Source organism: Paractinoplanes rishiriensis (genome assembly GCF_016862375.1).
Lineage (GTDB): Bacteria > Actinomycetota > Actinomycetes > Mycobacteriales > Micromonosporaceae > Actinoplanes > Actinoplanes rishiriensis.
The window spans coordinates 22,224-34,316 of record NZ_BOMV01000076.1; the positions used below are offsets into that span (position 1 = coordinate 22,224).

A 12,093-nucleotide genomic window follows, 5' to 3' on the forward strand; every position below is an offset into this window, starting at 1 on the left:
ATGACAGCTCCGACGAGGCGCATCGGTGCCGCGTTGATGGCGGCCGCGCTGGTGGTGTCGCTCAGCGGTGGTCCGGCGGCGGCGCGCGGGACGACCGGCGGCGGCGCTCACGGTGGAGCGTCGCTCAGCGGTGGCCCGGCGGCAGCGCGCGGGACGACCGGCGTCGGCGCTCACGGTGGAGCGTCGCTCGGCGGTGGCCCGGCGGCAGCGCGCGGGATGACCGAGGGCGACGCCCGCGGTGGAGCGGTTGCCGCTGATGCTCTGCTCAGGGCCGGGCCGACGGGGGTCGATGAGCGCACCGGGCTCACCGATGCTCAGCCCTGTGTGGAGATCGCGGATTTCACCTGTTCGTATCTGACCGTGCCCCTGGACCGCAGCGGGCGCAGTGGGCGCACCGGGGGCAGGCTGCGGCTTCGGGTTGCGGTGGCCGACAACGCGGACGCGCCTCGTGGGGTGCTGCTCGTGCTGTCGGGTGGGCCTGGGCAACCCGGGCCGGCGCTGGTGCCGCGGATCTCGCAGCGGCTGTCCTACCTGCTTGAGGACTATCGGCTGGTCATGATCGACCAGCGGGGGACCGGCGCGGGGGCGATCGACTGTCCTCGGTTGCAGGCTGAGGTGGGGGCGTCGGATGTTACGCCGCCGTCGGCCGGTGCGGTGCGGGAGTGCGCGGGGCTGCTGGGGCGCGACCGCAACTTCTACACCACTTCGGACACCGTTGCGGACCTTGAGGATCTGCGGCGGGCGCTGGGGGTTTCGCGGTGGACGCTGGACGGGGTTTCGTACGGCAGCTTTGTGGCTACCCGTTACGGCCTTGCTCACCCGCGGCGCGTACACCGGCTTGTTCTTGATTCTGTGGTTCCGCAGGATCAGCTTGATGTGCTTTACCTGGACAGTCTGCGGCGGGCGGGCCCGGTGCTCCGGCAAGCCTGTGCCGAGCAGGAGTGCGGCCGGGATCCGGCGGCCGAACTGGCCGAGGTGGTGCGGCGGTATGACAACGGGGTGGGTGTGTTCGACCTGCTCGTGATCGCCAGCATCGTGGATCCGAAGCTGACCGGGAACGGGTTCTTTCCGGTGCTTGACCTGCTGCATCTGGCGGCCGAGGGCGATCCGGGGCCGCTTAACGCCGCCATCGCGGATCTCCAGGGTGGAGAGAACACGCCGCCGGGCGAGTACAGCGCGGGGCTGCACGTGGCGACGCTGTGCGCCGACCAGGTGGAAGCGCCCTGGGGTGATTCGGCGGCGCCGCTGCGTGGGCGGGATGCGGCTGTCGAACGGGCGTTGGACAAGGTCAGGGCGGGCGACGTGTGGCCGTTCGAGAGGGAGACCTCGGTGGCGCACGGCTTCGTGCAGGGTTGCCGGCACTGGCCGCCGGCCCGTCCCAATCCGCAGCCGCCTTCTGATCGGTTGACCATGCCGGTGCTGCTGATCAACGGGGACCGCGACCTGTCCACGCCGGTGGAGTGGGCGATCGAGCAGGCGGCCCGCACGCCTCGCGGCAAGCTGGTGGTCATCGCGGGGATGGGGCACTCGATCCAGGGGCGCAACGCGGAGGGGGACCGGGCGGTGGCGGAGTTCCTCATCAATCCTTGACGACGACGTAGGCTGTCTGCCGTCGATACGTCGAGGAGAGATCGTGAACCCTTCACCGCTGGAGCACTTCGGGGCGCTCTGCTTCGGACTCGTGGTCGGCTACATCACCTACCGGGTGCTGGTGCGCACCACCGAGAAGGCCGCGATCACCGACCTCACCGCGGTGCTCGGTGCGATCGGCGGCGCGGCGGTGACCGGGCTGTTCGACCCGGGCACCGCGCTGTTCGCGATGTACTCGATCGGGCTGGCGGTGGGCATGGTGGTGTACGCGATCGTGTTCGCCGCGCTGAACGGCCGCATCCCGTTCGCGAACGTGCTGGGCAGCGGCAATCGGGACAAGGCGTCGGACGGCCGCCCGCTGTAAGGTGTCCTGCGGTAAAACCGCGGCACCTGAGGAGCGTTCGTGCACCTGCATGATCTACGAGGCCGGCGCGTCGCCGTCTGGGGCACCGGACGGGAGGGGATCGCGGCGGTCGAGGCCATCGCTCCGCACCGGCCGGACCGGCTGATCGCCATCCAGGACAAAGTGACGCATCTCGCCACCTCCTGGACGGGTCACCTCGCCGAGGCGGCTCCGCTGCACGAGGGCGACGACGCGCACCGGCAACTCGCCGAGATCGACGTGATCGTGCGGTCGCCGTCGATCCCGCAGGTGCACCCGTGGATCATCGAGCACCGGGTCCGCGGCGGCGTGGTCACCGGCGGCACGGCGCTGTGGATGGCCGACCACGCGAGCAAGACGGTCGGCGTGACCGGCAGCAAGGGCAAAAGCACCACGAGCACGCTCGTTCATCACCTCCTCCAGGCGGCCGGGCGGCCCAACACCTTGGGCGGCAACATCGGCATCGCGGCACTTTCGCTTCCCGAGGTGCAGCAGTACGTGGTGGAGCTCAGCGTCTACCAGTGCGCGGACTTGACCGATTCGCCGAAGGTGGTGGCGTTGACGTCGCTGTTCCCGGAGCACCTGGACTGGGCCGGCAGCGAGGCCGCCTACTACCGGGACAAGCTCAACCTGGCCCGGCACGGCGCCGAGGTCGTGATCTACAACGCCGCGGACGAGCGCCTGACCGCCGAGCTCGGCGCCGGCCTGCCGCTGGTGGCCGCCAATGTGGCCGAGGGCTACCACGAGGCCGAGGGCTGGTTCTGGCGTGGCGCCGAGCGGCTGTTCCCGCGGGAGACGCTGGGCCTGCTCGGGCGGCACAACGCGGGCAACCTCTGCGTGGCCCTGGCCGCGGTCGAGGGGGCCGGCGTCGACGTCCCGGCTCTGCGCGCCGAGCTGGCCACGGCCGTCGCCGCTTACCGGCCGCTCGATCAGCGGCTCACCCAGATCGCGGACCCGTCCGGCCTCACGTTCGTCGATGACACGCTGTCCACTATCCCGCAGTCGGCGATCTACGCGATCGAGGCGTTCGCGGGGCGGCCGCTGACGGTGCTGCTGGGTGGGGAGGACCGGGGAGTCGACTACGGTCCGTTGCGGGATTTCTTCGTGGCGAGCGGGATCAGGTGCACGCTGATCGGCATCCCGGACAGCGGTGAGCGGATCCTGAGCACGTTGCAGGATCTGCCCGGGGTGACGACGGTGGTGGCGGAGGACCTGCCGGAGGCGGTGCGCCTGAGCCGCAAGGTCACCCCGCCGGGTGGCGTGGTGCTGTTGTCGCCGGCGGCGCCGTCCTACGGCCGGTACGACAACTGGCAGCACAAGTCACGTGTCTTCCGCGAGGCGATCGAGGCCAGCGCCTGATCGATCGGGATCGATTTGGTTCGAGTCGGTTCGGGGCGTAGTGCGGCGGTTCGCGGTGACGTATCAAGAGGCAACCGCTTGGTACCGAATCGCCCGTTCCTGACCCCGCAGGCGGGCGGCCGACGAAGGAAGATGCCATGACCATGTCCCCCCTGAAACGCACGGCCCTCGCTCTGCTCGCCGCCGCGAGCGTGGCCGTGCCCGGCGCGATCGGTGCCACCGCCTCTGCCGCCTCTGCCGCGCCGGCCGCACAGGCGCAGGTCGCGGCGGCGGAGATAACCTGGACCCTGGTACGGGCCTCGAACCCGACCGCCGATCAGCAGGATGCCTACAACCGGATCACGACGGCCATGAACGCGGCGGTCGCGCGGTACAACCGGCTCAGCGACCTGACCAAGGCGATCACGGTCAGCTACGTCCCGGGCGTGCCGACGGCCGACGGCAACACCAACGGCAGCATCCGGTTCGGCAGCAACCGCAGCTACATGACCGAGCGCACCGCGCTGCACGAGACCGCGCACACCCTCGGCGTGGGCCTGAGCTCCGGGTGGAGCCGGCTCGGCGGGAGTGGCACCTGGACCGGAGCGCAGACCACGGCGCTCGTGCGGCAGTACGACGGCGGCAGCGCCGTCATCCGCACCGGCGGCGGGCACTTCTGGCCGTATGGGCTGAACTACGAGAACGAGTTCAGCCAGACGAACGCCGACCGGCACGTCCACATCGTCGTCGCCATGAAGCGGGACGGCCTCTGACCGCAGGTGGTAACGGCGGGCCGCTCGACCCGGCCCGCCGTGCGGTTACTCGATCAAGGAGTCGGCGAGCGCCCGCGCCAGCCATTGTTCGTACTCCTCGGACGTCCAGCCGCGGTCGGTGATCAACAGTTCGTACAGCTCGGGCGAAATCATGGCCCAGACGATGTCGCGGGCCCGCTCGGGCGACAGGCCGGTGCGGAGGGGCGTCAGGTGGGCACGTTCGTCACCTACGACGAGCGCGGCCGCGTCGCGCAGGCATTCCCGCCGGCCGGGCGCCGGATGGTGGTGACGGACACCACTGGACCCGGATGCGCGACGGCCAAATAGCCGAACACTGGGCGAACCGGGACGACCTGGCGCAGGGCACCCAGTTGCGATGGGTGCCGCCGACGCCGCTCTATCTGTGGCGGATGGCCCGCCAACCGCCAGGCCGTCCGCCGGCAGATCAGGTGATGTCGTACGCCAGGTTGGGGCGCAGCCAGCGCTCGACCTCGTCGACCGGCATGCCCCGCCGGGCCGCGTAGTCGGTGACCTGGTCCTTGCCCAGGCGGCCCACGGTGAAGTACCGCGAGTCGGGGTGGGCGAAGATCAGGCCGCTCACCGCGGCGGCGGGGGTCATCGCGAAGGACTCGGTCAGGCCCACGCCGATGTTCGCCGTGCCCAGCAGGTCGAACAGCTCCTTCTTCTCGCTGTGGTCGGGGCTGGCCGGGTAGCCCAGCGCCGGGCGGATGCCGCGGAAGCGTTCGGCGTGCAGATCCGCCAGGTTGGGCTGGGCGTCCGGCTCGAACCACTCGCGGCGGGCCCGGAGGTGCAGGTATTCGGCGAACGCCTCGGCCAGGCGGTCGGCCAGGGCCTTGACCATGATGGCGCGGTAGTCGTCGTTCTCCGCCTCGTACTTGGCGGCCAGCTCGTCGGCGCCGTGGATCGTCACCGCGAAGCCACCCAGGTGGTCATCGGCCGGTGCTATGTAGTCGGCCAGGCAGCGGTTGGCGCGGCCCTGCGGTTTCTCGGTCTGCTGGCGCAGCATCGGGAACGTCACGCCGTTGTCCAGCACGATGTCGTCGCCGTCGCTGTGTGCGGGCCAGAAGGCGTACAACCCCCGGGCCTCGAAGTCGCCATCGGCGATGATCTTGTCAAGCAGGGTGTTGGCGTCGTCCCACAGTTCACGGGCCACCGGCTGGTCGAGGATCGCCGGGTATTTGCCCTTGAGCTCCCAGGCCAGGAACAGGAACTGCCAGTCGACCATCTGCCGCAGCTCGGCGATGGACGGCCGGATCTCGCGCACACCGGTGAAGGCCGGCGTCGGCAGGTCGCCGAAGTCGACCTTCTCCCGGTTGGCCCGGGCCTGCGCCAGGGTCAGCAGCGGCTGCGCGTGCCGGTTGGCGTGCTGCACGCGCAGGCGTTCCTGCTCGACGCGGTTTTCGGAGTCCAGGACCTGGAAGCGGCCCGGGTCGAGCAGGTTGCTGACCACGCCGACCACCCGGGACGCGTCGAGCACGTGCACGGTCGCGCCCTCGTATGCCGGCGCGATGCGCACCGCGGTGTGCTGGCGCGACGTGGTCGCCCCGCCGATCAGCAGGGGCAGGCTCATGCCGCGGCGCTGCATCTCGGCGCCCACCGCGACCATCTCGTCGAGCGACGGGGTGATCAGGCCGGACAGGCCGATCACGTCGGCGCCCTCGGCCACCGCGGTATCCAGGATCTTGGCCGCCGGCACCATCACGCCGAGGTCGATGACCTCGTAGTTGTTGCAGCCCAGCACGACGCCGACGATGTTCTTGCCGATGTCGTGGACGTCGCCCTTGACCGTGGCCAGGACGACCTTGCCCTGCCCGCGGCCGGCCGCCTTCTCCTTTTCCATGTACGGCTCGAGGTAGGCCACCGAGCGCTTCATGACCCGGGCACTCTTGACGACCTGCGGCAGGAACATCTTGCCGGAGCCGAAGAGGTCACCCACCACCTTCATGCCGTCCATCAGCGGGCCCTCGATCACGTCGAGCGGCCGGGGCAGTTCCTGCCGGGCCTCCTCGGTGTCCGCCTCGATGAAGTCGACGATGCCGTGCACCAGCGCGTACGACAGACGCTCCTGGACCGGCGTCTCCCGCCACGACAGGTCGACGGTGCGCTGCTTGCCCTCGCCCTCGACCGTCGAGGCGAACGTGACCAGGCGATCGGTGGCGTCCGGCCGGCGGTCGAACAGCACGTCCTCGACCAGTTCGAGCAGGTCGGCCGGGATGTCCTCGTAGACGGCCAGCTGCCCGGCGTTGACGATGCCCATGTCCAGGCCGGCCTTGACCGCGTGGAACAGGAACGCCGAGTGCATGGCCTCACGGACGACGTCGTTGCCGCGGAACGAGAAGGACAGGTTGGAGATGCCGCCGCTGGTGCGCGCACCCGGGCACCGCTTCTTGATCAGCGGGAGCGCCTCGAGGAACGCCTTCGCATACCCGTTGTGCTCGGCGATGCCGGTGGCCACGGCCAGCACGTTCGGGTCGAAGATGATGTCGTCCGGGGCGAAGCCGGCCTTCTGCACCAGCAGGTCGTACGCCCGGCCGCAGATCTCGACCTTGCGGTCGCGAGTGTCGGCCTGGCCCTGCTCGTCGAAGGCCATCACGACCACGCCGGCGCCGAACGCGCGGATCATGCGGGCCTGCTCGAGGAACGGCTCCTCGCCCTCCTTGAGGCTGATCGAGTTGACCACGCCCTTGCCCTGCACGCACTTGAGCCCGGCCTTGAGCACGCTCCACTTCGAGCTGTCGACCATCACCGGGATGCGGGCCACCTCGGGCTCGGTGGCAATGAGATTGAGGAACGTGGTCATCGCCTGCTCGCTGTCGAGCAGGTCGGCGTCCATGTTGACGTCGAGCAGGTTGGCGCCGCCGCGGACCTGGTCGAGCGCCACGTCGACGGCGCCCTGGTAGTCGTCGGCCTCGATGAGCCGGCGGAACTTGGCCGAACCGGTCACGTTGGTGCGCTCGCCGATCATGACGAAGCCGGTGTCCGGGCCGATCTCGAACGGCTCGAGGCCGCTGAACCGGGTGGTGGCGGCCGGCTCGACGACCGTGCGCGGCCGCTTGCCCCGCACCGCGGAGGCGATCGAGGCGATGTGCGGTGGCGTGGTGCCGCAGCAGCCGCCCACGAGGTTGACCAGGCCGGCGTCGGTGAACTCGGCCAGCAGGCCACCGGTCTGCTCGGGGGTCTCGTCGTAGCCGCCGAACGCGTTGGGCAGGCCGGCGTTCGGGTGGCTGGCCACGAATGTGCCGGCGAAGCGGGCCAGGTCGGCCACGTGCGGGCGCATCTCGGTGGCGCCCAGCGAGCAGTTGACGCCGACGATCAGGGGCTCGGCACGTTCGATCGAGCGCCAGAACGCCTCGACCGTCTGGCCGGAGAGCGTGCGCCCGGAGATGTCGAGGAACAGGGAGATCCACAGCGGTAGGTCTGGCGCGACCTCCTGAGCTGCCGCGATGGCCGCCTTGGCGTTCAGCGTGTCGAAGATCGTCTCGATCAGCAGCAGGTCGACGCCGCCCTCGGCCAGCGCCTTGATCTGCTCCTCGTAGGCCGCTTTGACCTGGTCAAAGGTGACCGCGCGGTAGGCCGGGTCGTCGACCTTGGGGGACAGCGAAAGGGTTACGTTCAGCGGGCCGACTGATCCGGCCACGAACTTGCTCACCCCGCTGGATTCGGCGGCCTCGTCGGCCGCCTGGCGGGCAAGTTGCGCGCCGCGGAGGTTCATGTCTTGCACGTACGCCTCGAGGCCGTAATCGGCCTGGGCGATGCTCGTCGCGGTGAACGTGTTGGTAGTGGTGATGTCGGCGCCCGCGGCCAGGTATTGCCGGTGGACGTCGAGGATCACGTCGGGCCGGGTCAGGTTGAGCAGGTCGGGGTCGCCGGTCACGTCCTGCGGGTGATCCGGCTTGATCAGCTCACCGCGATAGTCGTCCGGGCTCAGCTTGGCGCCCTGGAGCATGGTGCCCCAGGCGCCGTCGAGCACCAGCACACGCTCGCCGAGGAGTCGCCTCAACTCGGCCGTTCTCACACTTCTCTCCATACCGACCACCTCCGGACTAACGGAGGCGCCCTTGGTCGGTATCTCACCGAGCGAGCGTGGCGGGTGTCACCCCGTTGCAGCGCCTCTCGCTTCGGATGGCCAAGGTTACTCCACTTCTCATTTCGCCTCCGCGTACGCACCAACTGCTGAGACGTCCAGGGGGAACCGCACCGCGGTGTCACCGAAGAGCAGCCGGCCGGCCTGCTCCGCGCTCGCGTGCACCGCCGCCACCACCTGTTCGGCCTGCTCAGCGGGGCAGTGCACGACCACCTCGTCGTGCACGAACAGGACGAGTTCCGCCTTGGTGCCCTCCAACGCCGTGCGCAGGGTGGCCAGCAGCACGAGCGCCCACTCGGCGGCCGTGGCCTGAATCACGAAGTTACGGGTGAATCGGCCGCGGGCCCGGCCGGACGCGCCACCCTGCGGCATCTCGGCCGAGCCGGCCTCCTCGGGCGGGTCGAGTCCGGCGTCGCGCCAGGCGCTCGCGGCCGGCGGGCAGGTGCGGCCGAGCCACGACCGCACCAGGCCGCCGGCCTCGCCGGTGCGGGCCGCGGCCTCGACGAACTCGAAAGCGGTCGGGTAGCGCTGGCGGAGCACGGCCAGGGCCGGGACGGCGGCGCCGCCGGTCTGCCCGTACATGGCGCCGAGCAGGGCGACCTTGGCCCTGGCGCGGTCGCCGTCGAACGAGTCGGCGGCCAGCGCCGCGTAGAGATCACCGGCCGCGGCGGCCGCGGCCAGCCGGGCGTCGCCGGACACCGCGGCCAGCACCCGGGGCTCCAGCTGACCGGCGTCGGCCACCACGAACCGCCAGCCCGGATCGGCGATGACCGCGCGGCGCACCACCTTGGGCACCTGGAGCGCGCCGCCGCCGCGGGTGGCCCAGCGGCCGGACACCACGCCGCCCGGTACGTACTCCGGGCGGAACCGGCCGTCGCGCACCCAGGCGTCGCACCAGCTCCAGCCGTGTGCCGTCCAGATGCGGTAGAGCTCCTTGTATGCGAGCAGTGGCGGCACCGCCGGATGGTCGACCTTGCGCAGCACCCAGGCCCGGGTGTTGGGCACGTCGACGCCGGCCCGGGCGAACGCGCGGACCACCTCAGCGGGGGAGTCCGGGTGCAGCCCGTGCACGCCGAACGCCGCGTTGACCTCGGCGGCCAGCTCGGCCAGCCGGCGTGGCGGCCCCACCGGTTGCGGCGGCCCGAGCAGCTCACGCAGCACCTGGTCGTGCACGTCGGCCCGCCACGGCAGCCCCGCGTGTCCCATCTCGGCACCGATCAGCGCGCCCGCCGATTCGGCCGCGACCAGCAGGCGGAACCGCCCCGGGTGCTCCACACCGCTGATCCGTCGGAGCTGCCACGCGTACACCTCCTGGGTGGCCTGGAGCACGTCGAAGCCGGCGGCGGGCCGCGGAGCCCCGAATGTCTCGAAGAGTGCGCCCTGGGCGAAGCCCGGCGGCTCGGGCATCCGCGACGGCGGATCGGGAGGAACCGGCAGCCCGTGCAATCGCGCCCGCGCCGCCGGCAGCGCACGCGGCGAGCCCCACCAGCCCGCGTGCCCCATGAGCAGCGCCTCGGTCAGCTCGAGATCATGGCAGCGCGCCACCCGCACCCCGGCCCGGAGCAGGCCCGGATAGAGATCGGCGGTGGACGGCCAGACCCAGCGCGGGTGTTCAGCGGCCTCCCGCTCGGCGATCGCCCCCGCCAGATCATCCGCCACCCGCGGCGGACCGAGCGGCGAGCCGTCCGCCGCCAGTTCCTGCATCCGCCCGCCCTGCCTGCCATCGGGGGCCACCGCTACCAGCACATTCTCATTCTCGTACGTGGGTACGACAGTTTTCCGGTTAGGCTCGGCGGGTGACCGATCCGGAACTCACCGAGCTGCGCGAACTGGCCGCACAGGGCGACCGGGACGCGGTCGATCAGCTGGTCGAACTGGCCGGCGAGCGTGGCGACTTCGACGAGCTGCGCAGCCTCGCGGCGGCCGGCAGCAGCGACGCGGTCGACGTGCTGGTCGAGCTGGCCGGCGAACGCGGCGACGTGGCCGAGCTGCGGCGCCTGGCCGACGCGGGCAACCAGGACGCCGCCGAACTGCTGGCCGAACTCACCGACGAGGACTGACGTCACGCGGCTCGACATCGAACGCCTCACAGTAACCGGTCAGGTTGGTCACAGGTTGTGCTCGACTCGTGGCCGTACCGTTGACGGCATGGGTTCCCTCAAGCGGTTGCTGTTCACGCTGATCGAGCGCAAGTTGTACGGTCGCGGCCACGGGCGCGGGTACGGCCACGGTCCGCGCCGTTTTCACGGCCATTACCGGCGGCACCACGGGCACTACCGGCATCACGGCCACTACCGGCATCACGGGCACTACAAGAAGCGCCGCTACTGGTGATCACGGGCCGCGGTCGGCCCAGGTGTCCAGTTCCAGGTGGGTGAGCAGGCCCGGTGCGAACATCGCGGCGATCGCCAGCAGCGCCACGATCGTGAAGGCGCCACGCAGCACGATCGTCTCGATCTTGCCGCCCACCCGGACGGCCAGGTTGTCGGGCACGCTCACCATGCGCCACATCCGGCGCCCGGTGGGCAGCGGCCACAGGATCGGTACGCCGTTCCTGGTGATCATGTCGCCCAGGAGATGGACTAAGCAGCCCACGCCGACCGCGAAACCGAGCATCGGATAACCGCGGTCACCGGGCAGGTTGGCCGCGGTGAGAAAGGCGATCACGGCCGAGCAGAGCGTCACGATCAGCCAGCCGGCGCGCTCGGCCCACTCGTCGAACAGGCCGCGCAGCGCCAGCCCGGCCATGAAGAAGACGATGCCCACCACGGCCCACTTGCCGTAGGTGGCGGCGAGTGTGGTGGTGCCCCAGCCGACCAGGGCCGCGAACGGCAGCGTGTGGGTGAACGTGCGGTGCCCGTTGGTGCGGCGCGGGTCACGGCTGAGCTTGGTCGCGGTGTAGATGCCGAGCGACACCTTTTCGATCACCTCGGCCACGAACAGCGAGAACACCCCGAACGTGCGGGCCACCGTGGCGCCGCCCTTGTTGCGGGTGACCTTGCCGGACAGGTCGAGGTCGGGCAGCAGGGCCGCGCCGGCGCAGACCGTGGTGCCCACCGCGACCGCCAGCGGCGACTGTTCATACCCCGCGAAGTGGTCCAGTGCCCAGCTGCCGGCGAGCCAGGAAGCCGCGCCGGAAAGCGCGTGCGACGGACCCATCATCTGTAGTTGCCCCTCCCCGTACCCCGCCACTGTGGCAGAGCGGGGAGGGGCGTTCAACGACCGCCGCGTCCACTATGGAGTGTGCTGGATCACCGATGCCCGGGGGCGTTCCAGGGCGCGACCCGGTGCGCGTAGCTGTACCGCGGTTCCCAGTGCCGCCAGCGGGCGTGCCGGATCAAACCCATGACCAGGAAGATCAGGGGGATGGCCGGCCAGAAGAACTCGGCACCGGACAGGATCCACAGACCGGTGAGGATCAGGCCGACCGAGGCCACCACGGTGGCGTGCCGGATCAGGCCCCGGCGTGTCGCGAGCCGCGCCTGTGGCGTCTCGGCGAGGGCCCGCCGGCCACCGTCGGGGAGATCTGCCGTCAGCGGCCTCAGCTCATCGCGATATTTGCTGCCGTACGCGGTGGCGAGCCGCTCCTCGCCCTCCTCCAGGGTCAGGCGCCCCTCGGTCATGGCCGCGCGCAGGATCTCGGCGACCTGCTCGCGTTCCTGGTCGGAGGTGCGCATCCGGTTGGCGTCGGTGGTCATCACTGGTTCCTCCTCGGTGGGGCGTTGTGGCGTCCAGAGTCCCGGTTTCCGCGGTGGAAGTCGTCGGCCCTGGGGCGCATCTTGTTCCGGGCCTCGGGGCCGTTTCGTACAACCTGGGTCGACTGCCACCGGCGCCGCCTACGACCCAGGTTGTAGGCCCATCTCTGACCACGCGCCGATGCGCCCCTCGACGGCCGTACCGTAGGT

Annotated in this window: 10 protein-coding genes; 6 read left to right on the top strand and 4 right to left on the bottom strand. The window is 70.6% G+C overall.

Annotated features, from left to right (window positions below; all coding sequences use genetic code 11):
- The 4 genes from Ari01nite_RS35280 (at nt 1) to Ari01nite_RS35295 (ending at nt 4,083) form a co-directional block, all read left to right on the top strand.
- Nucleotides 1–1,590: an alpha/beta fold hydrolase gene (locus Ari01nite_RS35280; protein WP_203786600.1), complete on the top strand. Its 1,590-nt coding sequence runs from the start codon at nt 1–3 to the stop codon at nt 1,588–1,590.
- A gap of 43 nt (nt 1,591–1,633) precedes the next feature.
- A complete protein-coding gene (locus tag Ari01nite_RS35285) occupies nt 1,634–1,954 on the top strand; it encodes a hypothetical protein (RefSeq protein ID WP_203786601.1) in 321 nt (106 codons plus the stop codon).
- Nucleotides 1,955–1,993: 39 nt separating this feature from the next.
- Nucleotides 1,994–3,331 carry a UDP-N-acetylmuramoyl-L-alanine--D-glutamate ligase gene (gene murD, locus Ari01nite_RS35290; RefSeq protein ID WP_203786602.1) on the top strand — a complete coding sequence of 446 codons (1,338 nt, stop codon included), beginning with the start codon at nt 1,994–1,996 and terminating at the stop codon, nt 3,329–3,331.
- A gap of 137 nt (nt 3,332–3,468) precedes the next feature.
- Nucleotides 3,469–4,083 (top strand): hypothetical protein, encoded by a 615-nt coding sequence (locus Ari01nite_RS35295; protein ID WP_203786603.1) that lies wholly within the window; start codon nt 3,469–3,471, stop codon nt 4,081–4,083.
- Nucleotides 4,084–4,528: 445 nt separating this feature from the next.
- On the opposite strand, the gene metH is transcribed toward Ari01nite_RS35295, so the two are convergent.
- Both metH and Ari01nite_RS35305 read right to left on the bottom strand, forming a co-directional pair.
- Nucleotides 4,529–8,131, bottom strand: coding sequence for a methionine synthase (gene metH, locus Ari01nite_RS35300; protein ID WP_203786604.1), 3,603 nt, complete (start codon nt 8,129–8,131; stop codon nt 4,529–4,531).
- 117 nt (nt 8,132–8,248) lie between these two features.
- Nucleotides 8,249–9,934, bottom strand: a complete 1,686-nt coding sequence (locus Ari01nite_RS35305) for a bifunctional 3'-5' exonuclease/DNA polymerase (RefSeq protein ID WP_203786605.1) — start codon at nt 9,932–9,934, stop codon at nt 8,249–8,251.
- Nucleotides 9,935–9,984: 50 nt separating this feature from the next.
- On the opposite strand from Ari01nite_RS35305, the gene Ari01nite_RS35310 reads away from it, so the two are divergent.
- The gene (locus Ari01nite_RS35310) at nt 9,985–10,248 is read left to right on the top strand and encodes a hypothetical protein (protein WP_203786606.1); all 264 of its coding nucleotides are present in this window, start codon (nt 9,985–9,987) and stop codon (nt 10,246–10,248) included.
- An 88-nt stretch (nt 10,249–10,336) separates the two neighbouring features.
- Complete coding sequence (locus Ari01nite_RS35315; RefSeq protein ID WP_203786607.1) at nt 10,337–10,522, top strand: hypothetical protein; 186 nt, start codon at nt 10,337–10,339, stop codon at nt 10,520–10,522.
- Here the strand turns inward: Ari01nite_RS35315 and Ari01nite_RS35320 are convergent, their stop codons facing one another.
- Both Ari01nite_RS35320 and Ari01nite_RS35325 read right to left on the bottom strand, forming a co-directional pair.
- Entirely contained in the window at nt 10,523–11,350 is an 828-nt protein-coding gene (locus Ari01nite_RS35320) for a metal-dependent hydrolase (RefSeq protein WP_203786608.1), read from the bottom strand.
- 89 nt (nt 11,351–11,439) lie between these two features.
- Nucleotides 11,440–11,886, bottom strand: a complete 447-nt coding sequence (locus Ari01nite_RS35325; RefSeq protein ID WP_239163294.1) for a DUF1707 SHOCT-like domain-containing protein — start codon at nt 11,884–11,886, stop codon at nt 11,440–11,442.
- Nucleotides 11,887–12,093 lie beyond the last annotated feature (207 nt).

Coding starts and splice junctions, on each gene's coding strand:
- Ari01nite_RS35280 (WP_203786600.1), top strand. CDS start 1: ATGACAGCTCCGACGAGGCGCATCGGTGCCGCGTTGATGGCGGCCGCG.
- Ari01nite_RS35295 (WP_203786603.1), top strand. CDS start 3,469: ATGACCATGTCCCCCCTGAAACGCACGGCCCTCGCTCTGCTCGCCGCC.
- metH (WP_203786604.1), bottom strand. CDS start 8,131: ATGGAGAGAAGTGTGAGAACGGCCGAGTTGAGGCGACTCCTCGGCGAG.
- Ari01nite_RS35315 (WP_203786607.1), top strand. CDS start 10,337: ATGGGTTCCCTCAAGCGGTTGCTGTTCACGCTGATCGAGCGCAAGTTG.
- Ari01nite_RS35320 (WP_203786608.1), bottom strand. CDS start 11,350: ATGATGGGTCCGTCGCACGCGCTTTCCGGCGCGGCTTCCTGGCTCGCC.
- Ari01nite_RS35325 (WP_239163294.1), bottom strand. CDS start 11,886: ATGACCACCGACGCCAACCGGATGCGCACCTCCGACCAGGAACGCGAG.